The sequence below is a fragment of the Prochlorococcus marinus XMU1404 genome (assembly GCF_017696175.1).
GTDB lineage: Bacteria > Cyanobacteriota > Cyanobacteriia > PCC-6307 > Cyanobiaceae > Prochlorococcus_A > Prochlorococcus_A marinus_X.
On the sequence record NZ_JAAORE010000001.1, the window covers coordinates 113,736 to 136,228 of the forward strand.

27 protein-coding genes and 1 tRNA gene are annotated in these 22,493 nt (G+C 31.3%); 18 read left to right on the forward strand and 10 right to left on the reverse strand.

What is annotated here, in order from left to right; genetic code table 11:
• The first annotated feature begins 15 nt into the window (after nt 1-15).
• Genes HA144_RS00600 through HA144_RS00610 form a run of 3 tightly spaced genes read left to right on the forward strand, consistent with a single transcriptional unit; the run spans nt 16 to nt 1,401 of the window.
• Nucleotides 16-225 (forward strand): DUF751 family protein, encoded by a 210-nt coding sequence (locus tag HA144_RS00600; protein WP_032515879.1) that lies wholly within the window; start codon nt 16-18, stop codon nt 223-225.
• Nucleotides 225-617 carry a 30S ribosome-binding factor RbfA gene (gene rbfA, locus HA144_RS00605; protein WP_209041515.1) on the forward strand — a complete coding sequence of 131 codons (393 nt, stop codon included), beginning with the start codon at nt 225-227 and terminating at the stop codon, nt 615-617. Before HA144_RS00600 ends, rbfA begins: the two co-directional genes overlap by 1 nt.
• On the forward strand, nt 604-1,401 hold the full coding sequence (locus tag HA144_RS00610; RefSeq protein WP_209041517.1) for a uroporphyrinogen-III synthase: 798 nt from the start codon (nt 604-606) through the stop codon (nt 1,399-1,401). Before rbfA ends, HA144_RS00610 begins: the two co-directional genes overlap by 14 nt.
• Here HA144_RS00610 and HA144_RS00615 read toward each other — a convergent pair.
• Both HA144_RS00615 and zds read right to left on the reverse strand, forming a co-directional pair.
• Nucleotides 1,394-1,864, reverse strand: a complete 471-nt coding sequence (locus HA144_RS00615; protein ID WP_209041519.1) for an SRPBCC family protein — start codon at nt 1,862-1,864, stop codon at nt 1,394-1,396. The two genes, HA144_RS00610 and HA144_RS00615, sit on opposite strands and share 8 nt — an antisense overlap.
• Nucleotides 1,865-1,867: 3 nt before the next feature.
• Nucleotides 1,868-3,322, reverse strand: a complete 1,455-nt coding sequence (zds, locus tag HA144_RS00620) for a 9,9'-di-cis-zeta-carotene desaturase (RefSeq protein ID WP_209041520.1) — start codon at nt 3,320-3,322, stop codon at nt 1,868-1,870.
• A 99-nt stretch (nt 3,323-3,421) separates the two neighbouring features.
• Between zds and HA144_RS00625 the strand changes: the two genes are divergently transcribed.
• The 4 genes from HA144_RS00625 to HA144_RS09485 are packed head-to-tail and all read left to right on the forward strand — an operon-like array spanning nt 3,422 to nt 5,716.
• The gene (locus HA144_RS00625) at nt 3,422-3,814 is read left to right on the forward strand and encodes a HesB/IscA family protein (protein ID WP_209041522.1); all 393 of its coding nucleotides are present in this window, start codon (nt 3,422-3,424) and stop codon (nt 3,812-3,814) included.
• 6 nt (nt 3,815-3,820) lie between these two features.
• Complete coding sequence (locus HA144_RS00630) at nt 3,821-4,249, forward strand: tetratricopeptide repeat protein (RefSeq protein ID WP_025880236.1); 429 nt, start codon at nt 3,821-3,823, stop codon at nt 4,247-4,249.
• A gap of 1 nt (nt 4,250) precedes the next feature.
• Nucleotides 4,251-5,450 (forward strand): lipid-A-disaccharide synthase-related protein, encoded by a 1,200-nt coding sequence (locus HA144_RS00635; protein WP_209041524.1) that lies wholly within the window; start codon nt 4,251-4,253, stop codon nt 5,448-5,450.
• Nucleotides 5,447-5,716, forward strand: a complete 270-nt coding sequence (locus HA144_RS09485; RefSeq protein WP_025890277.1) for a hypothetical protein — start codon at nt 5,447-5,449, stop codon at nt 5,714-5,716. Before HA144_RS00635 ends, HA144_RS09485 begins: the two co-directional genes overlap by 4 nt.
• Here HA144_RS09485 and HA144_RS00640 read toward each other — a convergent pair.
• Nucleotides 5,667-6,593 carry a TIGR01777 family oxidoreductase gene (locus HA144_RS00640; protein ID WP_209041526.1) on the reverse strand — a complete coding sequence of 309 codons (927 nt, stop codon included), beginning with the start codon at nt 6,591-6,593 and terminating at the stop codon, nt 5,667-5,669. The genes HA144_RS09485 and HA144_RS00640 overlap by 50 nt on opposite strands.
• A 136-nt stretch (nt 6,594-6,729) precedes the next feature.
• On the opposite strand from HA144_RS00640, the gene HA144_RS00645 reads away from it, so the two are divergent.
• Entirely contained in the window at nt 6,730-6,966 is a 237-nt protein-coding gene (locus HA144_RS00645) for an NAD(P)H-quinone oxidoreductase subunit O (RefSeq protein WP_209041528.1), read from the forward strand.
• An 11-nt stretch (nt 6,967-6,977) separates the two neighbouring features.
• Here HA144_RS00645 and HA144_RS00650 read toward each other — a convergent pair whose 3' ends face one another.
• Nucleotides 6,978-7,655 carry a J domain-containing protein gene (locus HA144_RS00650; RefSeq protein ID WP_209041530.1) on the reverse strand — a complete coding sequence of 226 codons (678 nt, stop codon included), beginning with the start codon at nt 7,653-7,655 and terminating at the stop codon, nt 6,978-6,980.
• Nucleotides 7,656-7,671: 16 nt separating this feature from the next.
• Entirely contained in the window at nt 7,672-8,640 is a 969-nt protein-coding gene (cysK, locus tag HA144_RS00655; RefSeq protein ID WP_209041532.1) for a cysteine synthase A, read from the reverse strand.
• A 153-nt stretch (nt 8,641-8,793) separates the two neighbouring features.
• Here cysK and HA144_RS00660 point away from each other — a divergent pair, with 153 nt between their 5' ends.
• From HA144_RS00660 to HA144_RS00670, 3 genes are all read left to right on the forward strand, one after another.
• Entirely contained in the window at nt 8,794-9,066 is a 273-nt protein-coding gene (locus HA144_RS00660) for a hypothetical protein (RefSeq protein ID WP_209041534.1), read from the forward strand.
• An 8-nt stretch (nt 9,067-9,074) separates the two neighbouring features.
• Entirely contained in the window at nt 9,075-9,749 is a 675-nt protein-coding gene (locus HA144_RS00665) for an ABC transporter ATP-binding protein (RefSeq protein WP_209041536.1), read from the forward strand.
• 47 nt (nt 9,750-9,796) lie between these two features.
• Nucleotides 9,797-9,868: transfer RNA gene (locus tag HA144_RS00670), tRNA-Asn, on the forward strand.
• A 324-nt stretch (nt 9,869-10,192) separates the two neighbouring features.
• On the opposite strand, the gene HA144_RS00675 is transcribed toward HA144_RS00670, so the two are convergent.
• Nucleotides 10,193-10,552 (reverse strand): DUF7326 family protein, encoded by a 360-nt coding sequence (locus HA144_RS00675; RefSeq protein ID WP_209041538.1) that lies wholly within the window; start codon nt 10,550-10,552, stop codon nt 10,193-10,195.
• 382 nt (nt 10,553-10,934) lie between these two features.
• Here HA144_RS00675 and HA144_RS00680 point away from each other — a divergent pair, with 382 nt between their 5' ends.
• Nucleotides 10,935-11,717, forward strand: a complete 783-nt coding sequence (locus HA144_RS00680) for a response regulator transcription factor (RefSeq protein WP_209041541.1) — start codon at nt 10,935-10,937, stop codon at nt 11,715-11,717.
• On the opposite strand, the gene HA144_RS00685 is transcribed toward HA144_RS00680, so the two are convergent.
• The 3 genes from HA144_RS00685 to HA144_RS00695 are packed head-to-tail and all read right to left on the reverse strand — an operon-like array spanning nt 11,714 to nt 15,615.
• Nucleotides 11,714-12,682 carry a DNA polymerase III subunit delta' gene (locus HA144_RS00685; protein WP_209041543.1) on the reverse strand — a complete coding sequence of 323 codons (969 nt, stop codon included), beginning with the start codon at nt 12,680-12,682 and terminating at the stop codon, nt 11,714-11,716. The two genes, HA144_RS00680 and HA144_RS00685, sit on opposite strands and share 4 nt — an antisense overlap.
• Complete coding sequence (gene tmk, locus HA144_RS00690; RefSeq protein WP_209041545.1) at nt 12,679-13,317, reverse strand: dTMP kinase; 639 nt, start codon at nt 13,315-13,317, stop codon at nt 12,679-12,681. The genes HA144_RS00685 and tmk overlap by 4 nt, the downstream gene beginning before the upstream one ends.
• Complete coding sequence (locus HA144_RS00695; protein WP_209041547.1) at nt 13,318-15,615, reverse strand: heavy metal translocating P-type ATPase; 2,298 nt, start codon at nt 15,613-15,615, stop codon at nt 13,318-13,320.
• A 120-nt stretch (nt 15,616-15,735) separates the two neighbouring features.
• On the opposite strand from HA144_RS00695, the gene HA144_RS00700 reads away from it, so the two are divergent.
• On the forward strand, nt 15,736-16,257 hold the full coding sequence (locus HA144_RS00700) for a photosystem I assembly protein Ycf3 (RefSeq protein ID WP_209041549.1): 522 nt from the start codon (nt 15,736-15,738) through the stop codon (nt 16,255-16,257).
• Between the two features lie 6 nt (nt 16,258-16,263).
• Here the strand turns inward: HA144_RS00700 and radA are convergent, their stop codons facing one another.
• Complete coding sequence (gene radA, locus HA144_RS00705; protein WP_209041551.1) at nt 16,264-17,616, reverse strand: DNA repair protein RadA; 1,353 nt, start codon at nt 17,614-17,616, stop codon at nt 16,264-16,266.
• 108 nt (nt 17,617-17,724) lie between these two features.
• On the opposite strand from radA, the gene rpaB reads away from it, so the two are divergent.
• Genes rpaB through HA144_RS00730 form a run of 5 tightly spaced genes read left to right on the forward strand, consistent with a single transcriptional unit; the run spans nt 17,725 to nt 22,492 of the window.
• A complete protein-coding gene (gene rpaB / locus HA144_RS00710; protein WP_209041553.1) occupies nt 17,725-18,471 on the forward strand; it encodes a response regulator transcription factor RpaB in 747 nt (248 codons plus the stop codon).
• Nucleotides 18,472-19,890 carry a phosphate acyltransferase PlsX gene (gene plsX / locus HA144_RS00715; RefSeq protein WP_209041555.1) on the forward strand — a complete coding sequence of 473 codons (1,419 nt, stop codon included), beginning with the start codon at nt 18,472-18,474 and terminating at the stop codon, nt 19,888-19,890. It abuts the gene before it with no gap.
• A 53-nt stretch (nt 19,891-19,943) separates the two neighbouring features.
• On the forward strand, nt 19,944-20,951 hold the full coding sequence (locus tag HA144_RS00720) for a beta-ketoacyl-ACP synthase III (protein ID WP_209041557.1): 1,008 nt from the start codon (nt 19,944-19,946) through the stop codon (nt 20,949-20,951).
• Between the two features lie 18 nt (nt 20,952-20,969).
• Entirely contained in the window at nt 20,970-21,866 is an 897-nt protein-coding gene (gene fabD / locus HA144_RS00725) for an ACP S-malonyltransferase (RefSeq protein ID WP_209041559.1), read from the forward strand.
• A gap of 5 nt (nt 21,867-21,871) precedes the next feature.
• Complete coding sequence (locus tag HA144_RS00730; RefSeq protein ID WP_209041561.1) at nt 21,872-22,492, forward strand: lysophospholipid acyltransferase family protein; 621 nt, start codon at nt 21,872-21,874, stop codon at nt 22,490-22,492.
• The last annotated feature ends 1 nt before the right edge of the window (nt 22,493 follow it).

Here is a 22,493-nt window from a genome sequence, read left to right on the forward strand (position 1 = left end):
CTATTTGTGGAGCTGATGGGCGAATTTTTCTCTAATGTTGCAAGATATCCAAAGTATTTGATATCTATCATTGTTGGGGGACTTGTTGCTTTGCTTGAACCTTTATTTAAGAATAGATCAAATCCACTCACAATAGTAGGTTTGATATCTTCTGTCTTAAGTGCTTTCATAACTGTTTATTTTGTCTTGCAAGCGATGACAAACCCAATAAATTTACAATCATAATGCCAAATAATTACCGTCTTGCAAAAGTTTCTTCTCTTTTGAAGAAAGAAATTACTCTTATTTTGCAGAATGATTTAGAAAATGATCTTATTAGAGATCATTTCGTCAATATTTCTAAGATTGATTTATCAGGTGATTTGCAACACTGTAAAATTTATATAACTTCAACTGCTCAAGAGAAAGTGAGGAAAGAGATTGTTGAAAACTTGAATACTGCTAAAAGCTCTATAAGGCATAGTTTAGGAAAAAGAATTGAGATGAGAAGAGTTCCAGAGATAATTTTTAAAGACGATGTTGTTCTTGATAAAGGATTATCAGTCTTGAAACTTCTCGATGAATTAAAAAATAAAAATCAAAATCATAATGTTGAGGACAAAGATGCCAAAAGTTGATCTACCCCTTGATCAAAGAAATATAATTATTACTCGATCAAAAGAAGGGATATTGGATATAAAAAAGATATTCATAAGCAAGGGCGCCAATGTATTTGATTTACCTGCAATAAGTATTGCTGATCCTGATGATTTGAAACCTCTTGATGAAGCATTAAATCAAATAAATGATTTTCATTGGATTATTTTTTCCAGTAGTAATGGGATCAAATTTGTTGATAAAAGACTTAGACATTTTAATAGTTCATTAAAAGAATGTTCTAAAAAAACAAAAATCGCAGTAGTCGGAGAAAAAACCTCAAAAACTCTTGATGATTTTGGGATTAAGGCTGATTTCATACCTCCAGAATTTGTTGCTGAAAGTTTAATTGATAATTTCCCAGTATCTGGTTATGGACTTCGAGTTTTTGTACCAAGAGTTCAAACAGGTGGTAGGGATTTAATTGCAGATCAATTTAGAAAGGCTGGTTCTCGTGTATTTGAGGTTGCTGCATATGAAACTAGATGTCCTGAATCAATTCCGGAAGAAACAATTGAGATTATTTCTAATCGAAAAGTCGATGCAATTATTTTCTCAAGCGGTAAAACCGTAGTAAATGCTGCCTTTTTACTAGAAAAAAAACTTGGTAAACAATGGTTAGAATATTTTGATCAAATTAAGTTATTAACTATTGGACCTCAGACAACAAAAATATGTAACAAGATTTTTGGAAGAGTTGATAGTCAGGCACAAAAATATACTTTTGAAGGACTACTAGATGTAGCAATTAATATCTTTAATTAGAAAAATTTTTTTTATAGTTCTTTTCAACTAAATCTTTGAACCTATCAATATTGGCCTGTAATTCGTTTGTAACCATTTTCCCTAAAATATTTTCTTCCATAAACCGAGCAATCATTTTTGGTAGTTCATAAGTTATTGCTAAATTTACCGTAGTGATTTGATCAGTTTTACTCTCGAAAACTACTGATCCCTCAGTTGGTAAACCTCCTATTGATTTCCATTTAAGTTTGCTTTTTTCAACCCTTTCTGTAATTTGAGCTTTCCATTTAAACCTAAAGCCATTTGCAGCTAAAGTCCATTCTGTTAAATCTGGTAACGTATTAGTTTCTTCGTCAACTGTTTTTACAGATTCAATCCAGCTCATCCAAAGTGACATTGAGTCTAAATCGCTCCATGTGTCCCATACATTTTCAAGAGGCGCATTAACAACTGTTATTACGTCATGTTTTAGCCAAGTACCCATTAGTTAACTTACTGCAAGATTTTTTGCTAATTCGGCTTTCTTCTCTAAAATTGCGGCGGCAGCTAAATGACCACTCATTGTAGCTCCCTCCATAGAGTCTATATAATCTTGTTTTGTATAACTACCAGCCATGAAGAAATTAGATATAGATGTTTTTTGATCGGGTCTGAAAGGTTCCATACCGGGAGCTTCTCTATAGAGTGATTGTGGAATTTGTACTACGTTGCTCCAAAGCAATTTAAGGTTTTTTGAGGATGGGAATAGACGGCGAACTTCTTTATCAATTTCTTTTGTAATTCTTTCCGTGGATCTTCCCATCCATCTATCGCCAGGAGTTAAAACACATTGGAGAAGCGATCCCATATCTTTTTTTCTATAGTCTGCTGGACTTGCTAGTGCTAAATCAGCAAAACAACTGAAAGAGGCATCAGCAGAATAAAGAAGGTTATCTAGTCCAATTGGTTCGTTTCCAGTATTGTCTTTTTGTAATTCAGTAACCCAACCGTCATATCTTAATTGGATTGTGGCAACAGCTACAGCTCTAAGTTTTTTTAAACCTTCAAATTCTTTAAATTGATACCATTCTTTTGGAATTATTTTTTTTATTCCAGGAACATCACAGGCAGCTAGAAATTTATCCGCAAACACTGCCTTAATTCCTTCAGGAGAAGATATTTTTAATTGATTTACTGAATAAGAGGAAGATTCCTTTTTATAAATGATTTCTTCTACCTTATGGTTAAGATGTATTTTTGCTCCTTTGTTTGTGATGTAGTCGACGATAGGTTGCGTTAACCACTTATGTGGGGAACCTTTTAAAAGATTAAGTTTTGAGGCTTCTGTTTTTGAAGCAAACATCATGAATATAGTTAGCATGCATCTTGCTGAAATATCTTTGCAATTAATAAACCCTAATGCATATGCGATAGGATCCCACATTCTTTCTAAACTTTTTTCACTTCCACCATGGTTTAAAAACCATTCTTTAAAACTAATTCTATCTAGATCTCTAATTATTTTCATTGCGCCTTCATAGTCTATCAATCCTCTAACGATTGGACTTGTCCCTAAAGCTAAGGCATTTCTGAACTTATCTACCCAAGTAAGTTGTTCGGTGGTAAAAAAAGCTTTTAGTCCATTAAATGGAGCACCTAAAGGAAATCTGAAATCTAAAGATTTTAAATTACCACCATTATTGATAAATAGATGAGTATGATCTTTCGGGAGTAAATTGTCTAAAGCTCCCACTTTTTTCATTAATTTAAAAAGATTTGCATAATTATAAAAAAATACATGTAAACCCATTTCTATGTGGTTGCCATCCTTATCTTCCCAACTTCCTACTTTACCTCCCCAAAATGACCTGCTCTCGTAAATTTCTACTTCGTGGCCTTCATCAACTAAATTGACTGCTGCTGTTAGACCAGCTAATCCAGAACCAACTATTGCAATTTTCACTTTTTCTTAGAATTATAACAAATCAAGTTTGGATAACGTTTGTTCTATGCATCCTATCGATTAAGTTTTTATATTATAAATAGTAGAAATCCCTTGTTTATGGAAAATGTAGAAGTTGAACAGGAAATTAAAAATTCTGATGATGGCAAAGGTATCTTAATTACGAATGATGCTATAGAACAAATTTCAAATTTATTGAAGGGCCAAAGTGATAAAAAAGCACTAAGGGTAGGAGTAAGATCTGGCGGCTGTAGTGGGATGAGTTATACGATGGATTTTATAGGAACTGATGAAATAAATCCTGATGATAAAGTTTATGATTATTCATTAAAAGCTGATCAAAGCTTTCAAGTTGTTTGTGATCCTAAAAGTCTTTTATATATTTATGGAATGCAGTTAGATTTTAGTAAGGAATTAATTGGAGGTGGCTTTAATTTTGTAAATCCCAATGCCTCTCAAACTTGCGGTTGCGGAAGCTCTTTTGCAGTTTAATAAATAATGAATAACGAAATTAATCCCATCGAAGAGGATTTTAATGCAGCTTTATCAAGATATAAAGCAGGGCAAGATTTAATTCCAATCGTTCAAGATTTTCAAAAAATTATACAGCAAATTCCAAATCATTTTGCTGCTTGGACTTGTTTATCATGGCTTCAATTACTTTTGAAAAATAATGAAGAAGCTTTGTCAGCTGCCAGACAAGCTGTTCGATTAAATCAGCAAGATCCACAAGCAAGAATGAATTTGTCTTTAGCTCTTTTGGCTACCAATAATAAAGGTGTTAGAGATCATATTGAGTTAATAAAAAAAATGTCTATGATGATGCCTGATGTGAAAAGTGAGTTGAAAGAATCTGTTGAAGACGGATTAAGTAGATATCCAGATTGGCCTGAGTTAACCAAAGTAAAAAAATGGTTGGAATTTTAAATTGTTTAAGATTTTAATTTTAAGTAATGGGCATGGAGAAGATCTATCTGGCAGTCTAATAGCTAAACAATTCGTAAAAAGTGGTTATTCTGTTCATGCTTTGCCAATTGTTGGTATGGGAAACCATTACGAAAAAGAAAAAATTAAGATTATCGGTAAAACTAAGGAATTTAGAACTGGAGGAATTGGTTATAATTCTTTTAAGGGAAGACTTACTGAGATATTAGGAGGCGAAATATTTTATCTTCTAAAAAAATTATATTTAACTTTTAAAATAAGAAAAAAATATGATTATTTTTTTGTAGTTGGAGATATTGTGCCAGTTTTTTTTGCATGGGTTTGTAAGAAAGATTTTTTTACATATCTAGTTGCTTATTCCAGCCATTATGAAGGAAGGTTGAAATTACCATGGCCTTCTAAATTTTTCTTGCTTTCACAAAAAGCAAAAAAAATATATACGAGAGATTCCCTTACAGCTAATGATTTAACATTGCAATTAAAAAAGAAAGTATCTTTTTTAGGTAACCCATTTATGGATAAGTTTTTACCTAGAAAAAAAGAATTAAATAAAGATGAATTTAGTATTGGATTATTTCCAGGAAGTAGATTCCCTGAGGTTTTCGATAATTTTGTTTTGATTTTAGAGGTATTAGAGTCATTGTCAGATTTAAGATATTTTCAAAAAATTCAGTTTAATTTTGCAATAGTTAATGCTCTATCTTCATCAAAAATAAAGGAGATATTTCAAAAAAGAGGATGGTTAAAAATAGAAAATATAAATGATAATAATCTCTTGAAATTCCAATATAAATTTTTTGAAGTGAATATATATTGGAATAGTTTTGACAAAATATTATTGAAAAGTAGATGCTGTATTAGCATGGCAGGAACAGCAGCAGAGCAAGCGATTGGATTAGGAAAACCGGTTATTCAGATTGAAGGTAAAGGTCCACAATTTACAAAAACTTTTGCAGAAGCGCAAAGACGTTTGCTTGGAAAATATGTTTTTTGTGCCAGTAATTATAAAGACAAAAATGATCAAATTAATCAGACAATTAAATTGATCATAAAAATAATATACCTCATACAGCTAAATAAGAAGTTTATGATCTCATGTAATGAAAATGCTAAAAAAAGACTGGGTGAAAACAAAGCTTGTCTTAAAATGGTTGATGATATGAATATTGTTATAAAAAAATGACTAAGGAGAATAATCAAAATAAGTTAAAACAAATTATCGATAATTTGTTATTAATAAATTTATTTACAGTCATTTTTTTTGCAATATTTTTTATTTTTGCAATCATCATGCAATTTAATGGGATATTTATTTTTATTAATTTTATTCAGATAGTTTGGAATCCTCTTGTAGTTCCATTGATAACAATTCTTATTATTGGTGCTTTAGTAAACGGTATTAATTCTTGGTGGAGGCGTAAATTGCTTTCTCAAGAAGAGGATATTTAAAATTATAATTTTTGATTTTACTGCTAATTACTTTTTGTCCTTCTAAAACAACTTTCGCTCCATCTCCTAACAATATTTTTAAAACCGCTCCAGGCACTGGAAGTAAATTAGGTCTATTCAGACATTTGCCTAAAGTTTGAGAAAATTCTCTCATTAAGACTGGATTTGGTGCAACAGCATTAAATACTCCCGAATACTTTTTATCAACTAATGCTTTAATAATTAATGCACATAAATCAGTTCTATGAATCCAACTCATCCATTGCTTACCATCTCCAATTGGTCCACCTAATCCAACTTTAAATACAGGAAGCATTTTTCCTAATGCACCTCCGTCTTTCTCTAGAACAATTCCAATTCTAAAAATAACTAACCTTGAGAAAAATGGTTTTTCAGCGGCAACCGCTTCCCATTTTTTGCAAAGATTAGATAAAAAGTCTTTTCCTCCAGGACTATTTTCAGTGAATTCACTAGACAAACTTGTACCGTAATAACCTATAGCTGATCCATTAATAATGACTTTCGGGTTTATTTTTAAATTTTTAAGGGTCTTCATCATAAATTTCGTGGTGTTAATACGACTATTTTCAATCTCCTGTTTTTGTTCAGAAGTCCATTTTTTTTCTGCTATGGGTTCTCCCATCAAGTTAATAATTCCATCTGTCTCTCTTAAAATATTAAGAAGATTTTCGTTGTTCCAGTTTTTTTCTTTTGATAGATCTATTTGAAAAAATTTAAACTTATTGAAATCTAAATCAAGCTTTAATTTACTAATGGGTTTTCTACTTACAATGTATATTTCGTGTTTTTTATTGAGTAGTGTTGGTACTAATTCTTTACCAACGAATCCAGTGCAGCCAAGTAGTAAAAGACGCATATCTTATAGATGTTTATCATTTAAGACTATTAAATTTTTTAGACGTTTGTAATTATTATTCCGGTATAAATTTTTTTCAATTGTTTTCAAACAAGTTTTTGTATAATAGGCTTCAAATAACTTTCTTGAATTTATTATGACAGATTCTATTCCCAAAAAACCTCTCAAGAAAGGAAGCTTAGTTTTTGTCGATAGAGAAAATTATATAAAAAGTATCGAAGCGCTGGCCAGTGATGATGATCTACCTAATTATGTCTATCAAGGTCCTGGAGAGATTCTTTCAGTCAAAGACGAATATGCTCAGGTTCGATGGCGCAGACCTGTTCCAGATGTTTGGTTGAAATTAGATCAACTTAAAGAATATACTCAATAAAATTTCTATATCTAAAAGTTTTTATTTTTTTTCTCTATAGACATCTTTGATTGTATTCTTTTTGCTTCTTTGATCATTTCTTTGCCATCAAATAAGTAATTATCTACGTATCCTTGTGTATATCTATCAAATTCTGATAGCGCATCTTTAACTTGTGAAAAACAATGATAAAGATCGAGGCCTAAAGCTGAAATAGACTTTGGAACTATTTTTTTGTTATAAATTTTTTCAACTTTTTCTATTTTTTTTTGTGAAAGACTTATGTAACTGCAAAAATTTTCCATTAGTTGGTCATCATATGGATCCGCAGATAGTTCTTTTATTTCGTTTTTCAAAGGTTTAATTATTTGACTAATTAATCTATTGATCGGAGTGTAAATTTCTTTAATCCATATTTCAACTTCTTTGTCTTTAATTGACGAATTATGTTTTTTTGAATTAAATTTTTCTTCCCAATTTTCATTTGATGAATCAAATGATGAACTGGAAGAGATAAGACTTCTATCATATTGTTCTTTTTTGATAGGGTCATTGAGAGTCTCCCAGGCATTTTGTATGGCAAGAAATCGTTCTTTTTTTCCGCCTGTATCTGGATGATGTTGCTTAACTAAATAACGATATGAAGATTTAATTTCACTTCTGGTTGCATTTTTTTTGAGGCCTAATTCTTCATATAGGTTTTTTAACATTTTTATAAATTATAGATTAAAGATAACCATCTTTTCTGGCTTGAATTGAGGTATTTGATTCAAACATTGCTGTTGATAAATATCTTTCACCAAAACTTGGAAGAATAACTATTAACCGTTTATTAATTAGTTCTTTCCTTTCACCGATTTTTAAAGTTGCCGCTAAAGCTGCACCGCTGCTGATGCCAGATAAAAGACCTTCCAATCGAGCTAATAAACGTCCATAATAAAATGCTTCATCATCATCTATTTTTATAACTTCGTCAATTAATTTAGTATTAAGTACTTTCGGTACGAAACCTGCGCCTATTCCTTGAATAGAATGAGGCCCAGCATTCTCACCGGAAATCACAGCACTTTTTTTGGGCTCTACAGCATAAATTTTGCAATTTGGATTAACTTTTTTCAAAAAACGTGCGCAACCAGTAATTGTTCCTCCTGTGCCCACTCCTGTAACTAGCCCATCTAAATTGTTATTGGATTGGGACCATATTTCTTGAGCCGTTGTTCTCTCATGAATATCTGGATTAGCAAAGTTTTCAAATTGATTAAATTGATAGCTATTTGCAATGCTTAAAGACAATTCATTAGCCAAATCTAAAGCTCCTTTCATTCCTTCTTTCCCAGGCGTTAGCTGTAATTCAGCTCCATATGCTCTCAACATTGCCCTTCTCTCAATACTCATCGTATCCGGCATAGTTAAAATTAATTTATAGCCTTTTGCTGCAGCAACCATTGCTAATGCGATGCCAGTATTCCCACTTGTTGCTTCAATCAACGTTGTTTTATCTGGTGTTATCAATCCTTCATCTTCAGCTTTACATAACATTGAATAAGCTATGCGATCCTTGACGGACGCTGATGGATTGAAACTTTCTAGTTTGGCTATTATTTCTGGATAACAATTAAAATACTTTCTGATTCGATTTAATTTGACTAACGGAGTATTTCCAACTAGAGAAGTTATATCATTTGCTATTTCCATGAAATGATTTTTAAATTGTAAAATAAAATCTCCTACACACATAATAATTGTATTTAAAGATCTTTATATATAATTTTCTCAAACGAATTTAATTTAAAATAACTTTCTGCGTAAAAATATTTACTATTATAAAAAGTAGCTTTAATATTGTTTATGTATTCTTTGGAACTAAGTCTTAGATATTCACCTTTTCCACTTTCAATTCAGAAGAAAGAATTTGATGATATTAAACGAATTTATGATGAAATAAAAAATTCTATGAATGAAAATTTAGAGTCCTCAAACTTGATCGAATTAAGTTGTGATAAAGTGCAAGATAAATTAATTACTGTCAGAGCTAAAGAAATCATTTCTGTTCAGATATATGAAAAATCGTCAGTAGCAGGAGGAGCTAAAAGACCAGGATTTTCTCTCAACATAGATTGATAGGATTAATGCGAGATTCTTTTGGAAATGAAACACCTTATATTAAATTCAAAGATGTTTCTTTTTCATATCCTGGGAAAAAAGAAAATTTAATTTTTAAATGTAACTTTTCAATAAAAAAACCTGGATTTTGGATGGTTGTAGGTAAAAACGGTAGCGGAAAAAGTACTCTTTTAAAATTAATTAATGGAATTATTAAACCCAAAAGTGGTTTTATTAACTCTAAAGCAAATATTGGCATGGTGTTTCAAAACCCTGATCATCAAATATTGATGCCAAATTGTAGGAGTGAACTTTTGATTAATGTTAATCAAAATATAAGTCAAAATGAAATTAATAAAAGAATTGTATATGTGCTTGATCAAGTGGGATTGGCTGGTTTTGAAAAAAGGCCATTACATACTTTAAGTGGTGGGCAAAAACAACGCTTAACTATTGCATGCGCTCTTATTAGTAATAGAAATTTTATTCTTTTGGATGAGCCTACAGCTTTACTTGATCAAACCAGCCAATTAAAAGTTTTAAAAACTATTAAAAATCTTACAAGTGACCATAAAAAACCTCTATCCGCTTTATGGATTACGCATCGTTATGAAGAATTAATTTACGCTGATTCAGTAGCAGAGTTAAAAAATGGTTTTTTATCTAGTTGGCAAGAACCATCAAAATTTGAATATAATTAATTTTTTACTTGTCATAAGGCACTTTAAAGAGCTAAATTCATTTATATTCCTCGGTAGCTCAGCGGTAGAGCGATCGACTGTTAATCGATTGGTCGCAGGTTCGAATCCCGCCCGGGGAGTTTACACATCTCAAACAGTCATGCAAAGTCACCTCAATAAAGGTTACTTGTTGCTATGCAATTTTTTTAAGATTGTACTTTGGAGGAATTCATCATAGTAAATTTATATGTTTAAAGAACAGTAATCAGAACAATAAGAGTTATTAATTAATCAACAAATTAAATATGTCAAAAAAGTTAAATTTATATGTTTAAAGAACAGTAATCAGAACATTCGTCAAATTCTCGATTTAAGCCAAAAAAAGTTATTTAATTGATTTTAAGTTCTATATAATTAAGATATATTTTTGATTGTATTGTACGAATTACACCTTTCAGGAAATTCTAGTCATCCCACATATCCTTTTTCTCTTGACCTGAATTATTCTTTTCAAGCAATTCTATTCTTAGTTTCTGAGAATCTATTTCTTTTTCAAGAACGTTTTTCTCGTCATTGTATTTTGTTTGTATGTCTAGGATAACTATCTCAAATTGCTCTCCAAAAAAATCTGACATTTCTCTCCATGCTTCCATTTCTTCTTCTTTATCAATAGTATCGTTTACCTGATGAGAAATAACTTCTTGTACATATTGTTTCAGTTCTTGATGACTCATAGACTCAACTTTTTTTTGAACATAAAATTCTTTAAGTTTTTCTAATTGTTTTTTTGATAAATCAGCATAGATAAATGACTTCTTTTTCATAAATACTTAAATTTTTTTTAATATAGACAAAATTTCTAGTTTAAACACTTAGAAGAAATCAAAAACTTTAAACTCATGAAAATCTTCTTTGAAAACTGAGAATAACTGAATATTTCATTTTCAGATAACTTGATTTGACAATTAGAATAAGATATTTTTTTTCTAATATTCCTCTGATTATTAAGAAAAAATAAATAGAATCGAAAGAAATTGTAAAATTTAAATTTTCTAAAAATTTGTAATTTCTTTGTAAAACACTGCCAGTATTGAGATGTTCGAGAAATCTAATTGATAAAATTGTTTACACAAATTAAGCAATCTTTATAAATTCTTGAGAGAATCATAGTACTAAAACTTAATCTTGATTTAATAGTTCATAAATATGAAAATTTCAATCCTTTTAATTGAAGATGATCGTGATATGCGTGATTTGGTTGCTAGGCATTTAGAACATTCTGGTTTTGATGTACAAAGAGCCGAAGATGGTATTAAAGGACAAGCACTAGCTCTTCAATACTCACCAGATTTAATACTCTTAGATTTAATGTTGCCAAGCGTTGACGGATTAACTTTATGCCAGAGACTTAGAAGAGATGAAAGAACGTCAAATATCCCAATTTTGATGATTACCGCATTAGGTGGCCTTAAAGATAAAGTGACTGGATTTAATTCTGGAGCAGACGATTACATTACAAAGCCATTCGATCTAGAAGAATTACATGTACGCATAAAAGCATTATTAAGAAGAACAAATAGAGCACAATTGAATTCTAGTAACCAGCAAGAAATATTAAATTACGGTCCTTTAACTCTTGTGCCGGAAAGATTTGAAGCTATTTGGTTTGAATCTCCTGTTAGATTAACGCATCTTGAATTTGAATTGCTTCACTGTCTTTTGCAGAGGCATGGTCAAACTGTATCGCCAGCATTAATTCTTAAAGAAGTATGGGGATACGAACCTGATGATGACATTGAGACAATAAGAGTGCATATCAGACATTTACGCACTAAATTAGAACCTGATCCACGTAAGCCCATATATATAAAAACTGTATATGGTGCAGGATACTGTCTTGAGTTACCAATTGGTTCTCAAGTTGAAACTGCTAGGCAAGAGTTTCTTCAAGCAAGAAATTCAGATTTGATAAATTCTACAGTAGATTAGTCTTGTATATCTTTCATTGCAATTTTTAAAAAAGTCATTTCCCATGACAACCTCGGTTGAATGTTTTTATTTAAGTTAAATTTTAAATTTTCAAGTTTTTTAACTAAACCAATATCTTTTGTCTTTCTCCACCAGATAATTTGAATTAAATTGACCAAACAAATCTGTTGATAAATTTCTAATTTTTCGGATATTAATTTAGATACTTCAAATATCTCCAAACTACTTTTTATTGGTTTATCTAATTTAGATATAATTTCATCTGAAAAATTATTCAAAATTTCAATATTTTTCAATAATTGATTTGGAGATCCATTTGCAGAAATTATTAAATCTTCATATTTTAATTTTGTATTAATTTTTGATTTAGAAGTATCTAAATAATCTTCCAAAATAAACTTTATTTGTTTACTAGAAAATGATCGAAATCTGACTATTTGACATCTTGAAATAATAGTATCTAAGAGAAGGTTTAATTTAGATGTTAGTAAAATAAAAATTCCATTACTGGGTTCTTCTAAGGTTTTTAAAAGGCAATTAGAGGCTGCTTCGTTTAAAAGATGTGCATCAATAATTAATACAATTTTTTTTTCTGAGTTTATTGATTTCTGGCCAAGAAAAGTTTTAATATTACGTATTTGAGCAATTTTTATAATCTCAGATCCACTTTTTATTGTTTTTTCGAGATTGGAATTTCTTGAACTTTTTGTTGCCAAAAGAGAATCAGGCTCGATAATTAGAAAATCAGGATGGTTATAGTTGGTAATTTTCTCTTCAACATTTTCGCTTGGAGAAGATTTTTTAAAAATTTCTTTTATAAATCTAAGAGCAGTTTGCTTTTTTCCTACACCTTTAGCACCATAAAATATATAACCATTAGCAAATGATTTATTTTTAATTATGCTGTTAAGATAAGTATCGACTTCTTCATTAAATAAAATATTTTTTTTTTGAATCTCAGTCATTTGTTTTTAGAAAAATTATTTAGTAAAGTCTCTTTAATTTGATTAGAAATAGTTTTAATATTTTGTGAGGCAGATATTACTTTCCAGTTTTTTTCTTTGGCAATTAGTTTGAAGCCTTCATTTACTTTTTCTAAAAATCTAATACCTTCTGATTCTATTCTATCTGGAATTTTATTTTTTCTTCTGAGTATACTTTCTTCTGGAGAAATTTCTAAAAAGAAAGTCAGATCAGGATATTCTCCTTGACAAACAATAGATTCAATATTTTTAATTATTTCTAAATTTATATTTCTTCCATAACCTTGGTAAGCCAGGGTGGAATCTGAAAATCTATCACTTATTACCCAATCATTCTTATTCAAAGCAGGTGAAATAATTTTTGAAACGTGTTCAGATCTATCAGCTGAATAAAGTAATAATTCCGTGAGCGATGAAGGCTTGTTATTTTCATTATTATCAAGGATTAATCCTCTAAGTTTTTTCCCTAAAAGACTCCCTCCAGGCTCTCTTGTTGTGATTAATTTAGACCCTTTCTTTATTAAACCACTATTAGGTAGCCATTTAGATAGTTCATCTATTTGGGTAGTCTTACCACATCCATCAATACCCTCAATAACAATAAATTTTCCTTTCATTTACTCTAAAGATAAAGCATTAATAACAACTGTAATAGAGCTAGTAGCCATCAATAATGCTGCTATTGAGGGAGTGAGAAGAATACCGTATTGAGGGAATAAAATGCCGGCTGCTAGTGGTATAGCTATTAAGTTGTAACCAAAAGCCCATATTAGATTTTGCTTTATTTTTCTGATAGTTTTTTTTGCAAGATTTAATGCGTAGGGTAATCCATTTAGTTGATCCCCCATCAATACTACATCTGCATTTGCCTTGGCTATTTGAGTCCCAGATCCCACTGCAATTCCTAAGTCAGAGGATGCTAAGGCTGGGACATCATTAATGCCATCACCAATCATTGCTACTTTATTATTTATTTTAAAACTTTCTATAGTTTTCAATTTCATTTGAGGAAGAAGATCCCATTTTACTTCTGATTCTTTACAACCAATTTTTTTTGCTAAAGCTAAAACTGTATGTTTTCTATCTCCACTTAATATATTAATTTTAAATTTGTTTTCTCTCAAATTTTGAACTGTTTTTATTGCATCATCTCTGAGTAAATCTCCTAACAATATAAATCCTAATAACTTATCTTTGATACTTACACCAATGACTGTGTTAGTTTTTGTGTCTTCATTTTCAATGACTTCTTTGGCATCTCCATCAATTATTGTTCCTTTGCTTAGTAGCCATTCAATATTTCCAATATTAATAAGTCCATCAATTGAATCAAGTTCTCCTGAAACACCTCTACCAGAATGGGTGAAAATTTTTTTGATTGGAAATAAACTTAAATTTTGTTTCTTTGCCTCTTGAATTAAGGCATTTGCGATTGGATGTCTGCTTTCCTTTTCTAAACTGGCAGCTATTCTTAATAAAAATGAATGATCATTATTATTTTTATAATCAACTATGAAAGGCTCACCTTTTGTTAAGGTACCTGTTTTATCAAAAATAATGTGATTAATTTTTGAAGCGATCTCTATTTTGTCACCGCCTTTAAATAAAACCCCTTTTTTTGCTGCTTTACCCGATGCGACAGTTATTACAGTTGGTGTGGCTAAACCTAATGCACAAGGACAAGCTATCACTAAAACAGCAATTGACAATTGTATCGCTAAACTAAGGAAATTATCAGCGTTACTTCCAAGCGAATTATGAAGTGTGTGGCTAGATTTTGAGATGAATTCATGATGATTATGACTTAATAACTCAGGCCAAATATTTCTTGCCCCTTTCCACCAAAAGAAGAAGGTTCCAGTAGCAAAAATAAGTACGAAGTAAGTAAATTTGCCTGCAATTTCATCAGCAATTCTTTGAATCCGAGGCTTTTTAGCGTTTACAGACTCTATAAGACTTACTAGTTTTGCAAGAGATGAATCCCCTCCAACCTTCTTTACTTTGAGCCTAAGAGTAGAATTAAGATTTAAAGATCCGCTTGATAAATATTCTCCTTCTTTTACTTCGATAGGTTTGGATTCTCCAGTAATATGTGAAACATCAACATATGAAGTACCTAGCGTAACAATGCAGTCAGCAGGTACCCTATCTCCTGCTAAAACTTGAATTTCTTGCTCAGGTTTTAAAGCATTTATTCTTATTGACTTTATTTGGTTATTTTCTTTATAAATATTTGCCATTTCTGGTTGAAGATCTAATAAATCTACAACTGAAGAACCAGTTTGAAATCTAGCTCTTTCTTCTAAAAAACGCCCAATCATTATAAATCCAAGTAGCATTACCGGTTCATTAAAAAAACAAGGAAAACCAGTGGCAGGAAATATTAAGGATAGAAGACTTGTTATGTATGCACTAGTTACTCCGAGAGCTACTAAAGAATCCATATCTGGACGATTCTTTATAAATGATTTAAATCCATTAATAATTATTCCTCTTCCAGGAAATAATAAAGCTAATGTTGCTAATAAAGCGTGAAAAAATATATTACCCAATATTGGCAAATTTATATAGCTTCCTTCTGCAAGATGACCTAAGCCTGAAAATAATAAAAGTAATAGAGCAAAAGTTAGTTTATTCCATTGATTATTCCATTTCTTTTTTTTTTCAAGTTCTGCTTTATTTATTTTTTTTGAAAAATCATTTATGTAAATCTTTGATGGGAAACCATTATCTTTTAGGTTTTCGAGAATTGTTTCTATTTCTATGTGTTTCTTGTTAATTTCAAAATATGCACTTTCAGTGAGCAAATTAACAGAAACATTTTCAATACCATTGGTATTATTCAATATTTTCTCCACTGTACTAACGCAACCTCCACACTTCATTCCTTTAATGCTTAATTGAATGCTCTCCATATTTTTACGATATAAACAAATTAATGATTGGCTTTATTTTTAACTATAATAATAAATGTATTAGATTTTTTAAATAGTTATTTTTTAAATTACTATATTATTCTTATTAGATTAAAAGCAGTGCCTAGTAATCAAAACAGAGACAATTTTATTGATAAAGCTTTTACTGTAATTGCTGAATCTATAGTAAAAATAATGCCTATCGCAGAGAAGGAAAAAAAGGCTTATATCTATTATAGAGATGGATTAGCTGCTCAAAATAACGGGGATTATTCAGAAGCATTAGAGTATTATAAAGAGAGTTTATTGCTTGAAGAAAATAAAATTGATAGAGGAGAGACTCTTAAAAATATGGCAATAATCTATATGAGCAACGGTGAAGAGGATTTGTCTATTGAAACTTATGAAAAAGCATTAGTTGAAAATCCTAAACAGCCATCATGCCTGAAAAATATAGGTTTAATTTATGAAAAAAGAGGAAGATACGCAGAACAATCTGGTGATTTAGATCAAAGAGATATTTGGTTTGATAAGGCTGCTGAAGTCTGGTCTAAAGCAGTGAGATTATATCCAGGTGGGTACCTCGATATTGAGAATTGGTTGAAAAATTCAGGAAGAAGTTCAATCGATATGTACCTCTAATATTTTTTAATCTGACAAAGAATAGTTAACTGCTTCTTTAATATTGGAAATCTCTTTAATATTGATTGAATTTTGAAAATTAATATTCAGATCCTCCTCTAATTTTGGCACTATTATATTTTTGATTCCTAGTCTTGAAGCCTCTTCTATCTTGGTTCGAAGGTTGTTCGATTTTCTAACTTGACCGCTCAAACCTAATTCACCAATAAATGAGCTACTAGCTAAAGCAGGTATATTCTTTAAGCTTGATAAAATTGATATTGCTACTGCTAGGTCAGATGAAGGATCACTTATCTCAAAACCACCACCAGTAGCTACGTAACAATCAAATTCAGATAATTTTATCCCTACGTGTTTTTCAATAACAGCTAGAATTTGGTGTAATCTGTTAACGCCAATTCCAGTTGTAGTACGCCTAGGGTTGCTATAAAAAGTTTTATTTACAAGTGCTTGTATATCTACTGCGAATGGTCTAGTTCCTTCATTGGTTATGGTGGTAGTAACACCTGAAATGTTTTCTTTATTGGTAAAGATTGAGCTTGGGTTTTTTATTTCTCTTAAGCCTTCTTCGAGCATTTCAAAAATTCCGATTTCAAATGTCGATCCAAATCGATTTTTTATACCTCTAAGTAATCTATGTGAAGAAATATTATCTCCTTCAAAGTTTATTACTACATCAACTAAATGCTCTAAAGTTTTTGGACCAGCTAAAGCCCCATCTTTAGTGACATGACCAATGATTAAAATTGCAATATTATTGTCTTTTGCGAGACTTTGTAACTCAGATGAACATGCTCTAACTTGAGAAACTGAACCTGGCGAACTTTCCATCTCATGATCATAGATAGCTTGAATACTATCAATAATTGCAAAACTTGGATTTACATGTTTTATCTCATCAATAATTAAGGATAAATTAGTTTCTGCAAAAATTTTTAAATCAATACTGTTTTGATTTAATCTATCCCATCTTATTTTGACTTGTTCTAAAGATTCTTCTGCAGTAACGTATAAAACTCTCTCATTGAGCGATATTTTACCTGCTGATTGAAGAACTATTGTGCTTTTACCTATACCTGGCTCTCCTCCAAGCAAAACAACTGATCCAGGGACTATTCCACCGCCAAGCACTCGATCAAATTCCTCAAATCCACTTGTAAACCTTGATATTTTTTTAGATGAAATTTCATTAAAGGGTAGAGCTCTCTTGTTGGTTTTTATTTCTTGATATTTAGATCTCTTGCTTTTGATTTCCTCAACAATAGAATTCCATGAATTGCAATTAAGGCATTTCCCAAAGTATTGAGAAGTTTCTGTTCCGCAATTTTGACAAATAAAAGTCGATAATTTGCTGGACATTTAGTTTTTTGAATAAAGAAATGGAACTAGAATGTTTGGGATTTTGCCCCTCTACAAGTTAGATTAGGATAATAGTAAATTCTCTTTCTGATTAGCTAATAGAAACATATGACTCTTTCTAGTCAAACTAAAGAAACAATTCTAGTCGCAGATGATGAGGCCAGTATTAGAAGAATTTTAGAGACGCGTCTATCCATGATTGGCTACAAAGTTGTAACTGCAAGTGATGGTAAAGAAGCACTAAAGTTATTTAAAGATTATGAGCCTGATTTGGTAGTACTTGACGTCATGATGCCAAAGTTAGATGGTTATGGAGTTTGTCAAGAATTAAGGAAAGATTCTGATGTTCCAATTGTCATGTTAACTGCATTAGGAGATGTTGCCGATAGGATAACAGGTTTAGAATTAGGGGCTGACGATTATGTTGTTAAACCATTTAGTCCTAAGGAATTAGAAGCCAGAATCAGGTGCGTTTTAAGAAGAATTGACAAAGAACAAATTCCTGGCATGCCTAATTCAGGATTAATTTTAGTTACTGATATAAAAATTGATACAAATCGAAGACAAGTTTTTAAAAGCGATGAGAGAATTAGATTAACTGGTATGGAATTTAGTCTCTTAGAGCTTTTGGTAAGTAGGTCAGGAGAGCCATTTAGTAGAGGAGAGATTTTAAAAGAGGTTTGGGGATATACACCCGAGAGACATGTAGATACAAGAGTAGTCGATGTTCATATTTCAAGATTAAGATCAAAATTGGAGGCTGATCCTGCAAATCCTGAATTGATATTAACAGCAAGAGGCACCGGATATCTGTTTCAAAGGATTGTCGATATTAATCCTTTTGAAGGTAAATAAATGGCAAAAGATAATGTACATAAAATCAACAAGTCTAGAGCTATCCGAAGACTAGTTATTTGGTATAAGAGAAACTCGGCTGTAACTTCAATAGTTGATACTGCTGCTAGTTCTGCGGTAACGGCTAGTAATATGGCGGGTAATGTAGTTTCAGGTGCTGGATCTGTCGTAAGTACAGCTGGTAATGTTGCCAGTAATGTTGCAGGTAATGTTGCAGGTAATGTAGTTTCAAGCGCTGAATCTGTTGTGAATACAGCAAGTAATGTAGTTTCAAATGCTAGTTCACTGGCAAAAAATACATTACAGCCATTAGTGTTTGATCCATTAAAAAGATTACAAAATAGCGATAATGTTTTAGATAAGGTTGAAGACGCGCAATCTAAAAGAATTTGGATAGCAGTTGATGGTATGGGGGGAGATTATGCTCCTGGGCCAATTCTCCAAGGCTGTCTTGAGGCTATAAGCAGATTCCCTATAAATATAAAGTTTGTTGGTAAAATTGAAAAAGTTCAAAATGAAGCAGAAAGAATTGGTTTAACAGAATTACTTGATAAAGAAATACAAAATAATCGTCTTGAATTAATTGATAGTGGAGATCCTATAGGAATGAATGAAGAAGCTACTGCAGTTAGAAAAAGGAAGAATTCAAGTATTAATGTTGCAATGGATCTAGTAAGAAGTAATAAAGCGCAAGCTGTTTACTCAGCTGGTAATTCAGGAGCAATGATGGCTTCAGCCATATTCAGAATTGGTAGATTAAAAGGTATTGATAGACCCGCTATAGGAGCATTATTCCCTACAAGGGATCAAACTCGTCCTGTGTTGGTTTTAGATGTTGGTGCAAATACAGATTGTAAACCTTCTTATCTGCATCAGTTCGCTCTTCTAGGAAATATTTATGCAAAAGATGTCTTGCAAGTAAAAAAACCCAAAATTGGCCTTTTAAATATTGGAGAAGAAGAATGCAAAGGTAATGATTTATCCCTAAAAACATTTGAATTACTTTCTAGCGAGAAAAGTTTTGATTTTGGAGGTAATTGTGAAGGACGAGATGTATTATCAGGCAGTTTTGATGTAGTAGTATGTGATGGGTTTACCGGAAATATATTATTAAAATTTCTTGAGTCTGTGGGAGGCGTTTTATTAGATATTTTAAGATCTGAGCTACCAAGAGGGAGGAGGGGAAAAGTTGGTTCAGCTTTTTTAAAAAGTAATCTACTCAGAATCAAGAAAAGGTTGGATCATGCTGAACATGGAGGTGCTTTATTACTTGGAGTAAACGGTATCTGTGTGATCGGCCATGGTAGTAGTAAGTCTTTATCAGTTGTTAGTGCTCTTCGACTGGCTCACTCGGCAGTTAATCATAATGTGATGGAAAATTTAAATCAACTTCAAAAGCTTCAAGTTTTAAATTCATAAAACATATTGCGTCAAATTTATGTTTGACTTATATAAGTAACTCAAAAACTCTTTTGGAAGGAACAAAATTTAATCAGATTGGAGTCTCATTTAAAGGAAGTGGAAGTTATGTACCCGATCAAATACTAACCAATCAAAAAATTAGTGAAAAAGTAGATACGAGTGATGAATGGATAAAATCTAGAACTGGGATTTCTGAGAGAAGAATTTCTAGCTTAGGAGATAATGTCACTGAGATGGGTTATGAGGCAGCACTAACTGCAATTGAAATGGCTAATTGGGATATTAAAACTATTGATTTAATTGTCTTAGCTACTTCTACACCACATGATTTATTTGGTTCAGCCCCATCTATTCAAGCAAAATTGGGAGCTCATAATGCTGTAGCTTTTGATTTAACTGCAGCATGCAGTGGTTTTTTATTTGCCTTAATAACAGCTTCACAATTTTTAAAAGGGGGTGGTTTTAAAAGGGCTATTGTTATAGGGGCAGATCAATTATCAAGCTTTGTTGACTGGAATGATAGAAGAAGTTGTATTCTCTTTGGTGATGGCGCAGGGGCATTAGCAATTGAAGCTACAAATGAATTTGATAATTTCATTGGCTTTGATATGAAAACTGATGGAGAAAGAGGTTCTTTTCTAAATCTTCCATCAAAAAATAATAAGGATTCTATAGTTGATAATATTGATTTTTTAAGTGGAGGTTTTTCTCCAATTCAGATGAATGGTCAGGAAGTTTATAAATTTGCAGTTAGAGAAGTTCCGATAATTATTGAAAAGTTGTTTAAAAGAGCTAACTATAGTTCTGAACAAGTTGATTGGCTGGTGTTGCATCAAGCTAATCAAAGAATATTAGATTCTGTAGGCGATAGGTTAAAAATTCCTAGAAAAAAAATACTTAGCAATTTAGAAAAATATGGCAATACTTCAGCAGCAACAATTCCATTAATGATGGATGAGGCTATTAGAAATAATAGAATTAAACAAAATGATATTATTGCTACGAGTGGTTTTGGTGCTGGACTAAGTTGGGGTGCAGCCCTTATTAAATGGGGTTAAAAACAAAACAGGTACATTATGACAGTTGCGTGGGTATTCCCTGGACAGGGTTCACAAAAAATTGGAATGGCAAAACAAATTGAAAATTTGCCCAATTCAAAGGAGAGGTTTAATTATGCTTCTGAGATATTTGAAAGAAATTTATTTGAAATTTGTGAGTTCAGTTCTGAGCCAACAAATCCTCTCAATGACTTGAATAATACAATAAATACTCAAATTTGTCTTTTTTTAGTTGAATCGGTTTTATTAGATGCCTTAAAAGACAATGGTTTTAAGCCAGCTTATGTTGCTGGGCATAGTCTTGGAGAAATTACAGCACTCTATTGTGCTGATGTTTTTTCTTTCCAAGATTGTGTATCACTAATAAAAGTAAGATCTCAATTAATGGTAAATGCTGGTAACGGATCTATGGCAGCAGTAATTGGTTTTGATAGAAATCAACTTAATTCGTTAGTAAAAAAAATTGATGATATTGTAATTGCTAATGATAACAGCTCATCCCAGGTGGTCTTGTCAGGATCTAATGAAGCGTTAGATAATTTATCTACAGAAATTTCTTGTAAAAGATTCTTGAAGTTAAATGTCTCGGGTGCATTTCATTCACCATTTATGAATGAGCCTTCAGCAAAATTTTCTGATTATTTGAAACAGATTGAATTTAAGAATCCTTCTTTCCCAGTCATAAGCAATTATAATCCAACACTTTGTCGCGATCCAAATGAGCTTAAAATTAGATTAGAAAATCAAATGTGTCATGGCGTGAGGTGGCGAGAAACTATGGATTTGATGGCAAAAGATTCTGATCTCCATATTGTAGAGATTGGCCCCTCAAATGTACTTAGCGGTTTAGGTAAAAGACATCTGAAGGATGTAAAAATTTCTCAAGTTTCATCTTCTGATCAAATCACTTATTAATTTGTATGAAAAATGATATTTTTCAAAAATTAATCTATCAAGTAGTTAGCAAACTTTTTGTATTACCTATTTATAAATTTGTTTTTAAAGGTCAGTTAATAGGTAGAGAAAATATTCCGCAAGATGATTGTTTTATAATGGTTTCTAATCATGGATCTTTACTTGATCCTCCTTTGTTAGGACATGCTCTTGGACGAAACATTGCGTTTATGGCTAAGGCAGAGCTTTTTAAAATTCCTTTTCTTGGATTTGTTATCAAGGCTTGTGGAGCTTATCCTGTAAAGAGAGGAATCGCCGATAAAAATACCATCAAAGTAGCTTGTAAAAAATTATCAAATAACAATTGTATTGGAATTTTTATTGACGGCACTCGTCAAAAAAATGGGCGAGTTAACAAACCAAAACAAGGGGCTGCATTATTAGCTTTTAAAAATCAAAAACTATTATTGCCTGTAGCAATAGTGAATTCACATAAACTAATAAGATTTAAATTTTGCATACCTTTCTTTTCAAAAATAGTTATCAAAGTGGGAAAACCTGTTCAACCTCCGGAAAGCTCAACTAGAGATGATCTATATTCTTTAACTACGCACCTTCAAGATATTATTAATAATTTGATTGAATGAA

Excerpts from the sequence above, each read along its gene's own strand:
- HA144_RS00600 (WP_032515879.1), top strand. The coding sequence starts at position 16 with ATGGGCGAATTTTTCTCTAATGTTGCAAGATATCCAAAGTATTTGATA.
- rbfA (WP_209041515.1), top strand. The coding sequence starts at position 225 with ATGCCAAATAATTACCGTCTTGCAAAAGTTTCTTCTCTTTTGAAGAAA.
- HA144_RS00610 (WP_209041517.1), top strand. The coding sequence starts at position 604 with ATGCCAAAAGTTGATCTACCCCTTGATCAAAGAAATATAATTATTACT.
- HA144_RS00615 (WP_209041519.1), bottom strand. The coding sequence starts at position 1,864 with ATGGGTACTTGGCTAAAACATGACGTAATAACAGTTGTTAATGCGCCT.
- HA144_RS00625 (WP_209041522.1), top strand. The coding sequence starts at position 3,422 with ATGGAAAATGTAGAAGTTGAACAGGAAATTAAAAATTCTGATGATGGC.
- HA144_RS00630 (WP_025880236.1), top strand. The coding sequence starts at position 3,821 with ATGAATAACGAAATTAATCCCATCGAAGAGGATTTTAATGCAGCTTTA.
- HA144_RS09485 (WP_025890277.1), top strand. The coding sequence starts at position 5,447 with ATGACTAAGGAGAATAATCAAAATAAGTTAAAACAAATTATCGATAAT.
- HA144_RS00640 (WP_209041526.1), bottom strand. The coding sequence starts at position 6,593 with ATGCGTCTTTTACTACTTGGCTGCACTGGATTCGTTGGTAAAGAATTA.
- HA144_RS00645 (WP_209041528.1), top strand. The coding sequence starts at position 6,730 with ATGACAGATTCTATTCCCAAAAAACCTCTCAAGAAAGGAAGCTTAGTT.
- HA144_RS00650 (WP_209041530.1), bottom strand. The coding sequence starts at position 7,655 with ATGTTAAAAAACCTATATGAAGAATTAGGCCTCAAAAAAAATGCAACC.
- cysK (WP_209041532.1), bottom strand. The coding sequence starts at position 8,640 with ATGGAAATAGCAAATGATATAACTTCTCTAGTTGGAAATACTCCGTTA.
- HA144_RS00660 (WP_209041534.1), top strand. The coding sequence starts at position 8,794 with ATGTATTCTTTGGAACTAAGTCTTAGATATTCACCTTTTCCACTTTCA.
- HA144_RS00665 (WP_209041536.1), top strand. The coding sequence starts at position 9,075 with ATGCGAGATTCTTTTGGAAATGAAACACCTTATATTAAATTCAAAGAT.
- HA144_RS00675 (WP_209041538.1), bottom strand. The coding sequence starts at position 10,552 with ATGAAAAAGAAGTCATTTATCTATGCTGATTTATCAAAAAAACAATTA.
- HA144_RS00680 (WP_209041541.1), top strand. The coding sequence starts at position 10,935 with ATGAAAATTTCAATCCTTTTAATTGAAGATGATCGTGATATGCGTGAT.
- HA144_RS00685 (WP_209041543.1), bottom strand. The coding sequence starts at position 12,682 with ATGACTGAGATTCAAAAAAAAAATATTTTATTTAATGAAGAAGTCGAT.
- tmk (WP_209041545.1), bottom strand. The coding sequence starts at position 13,317 with ATGAAAGGAAAATTTATTGTTATTGAGGGTATTGATGGATGTGGTAAG.
- HA144_RS00695 (WP_209041547.1), bottom strand. The coding sequence starts at position 15,615 with ATGGAGAGCATTCAATTAAGCATTAAAGGAATGAAGTGTGGAGGTTGC.
- radA (WP_209041551.1), bottom strand. The coding sequence starts at position 17,616 with ATGTCCAGCAAATTATCGACTTTTATTTGTCAAAATTGCGGAACAGAA.
- rpaB (WP_209041553.1), top strand. The coding sequence starts at position 17,725 with ATGACTCTTTCTAGTCAAACTAAAGAAACAATTCTAGTCGCAGATGAT.
- plsX (WP_209041555.1), top strand. The coding sequence starts at position 18,472 with ATGGCAAAAGATAATGTACATAAAATCAACAAGTCTAGAGCTATCCGA.
- fabD (WP_209041559.1), top strand. The coding sequence starts at position 20,970 with ATGACAGTTGCGTGGGTATTCCCTGGACAGGGTTCACAAAAAATTGGA.
- HA144_RS00730 (WP_209041561.1), top strand. The coding sequence starts at position 21,872 with ATGAAAAATGATATTTTTCAAAAATTAATCTATCAAGTAGTTAGCAAA.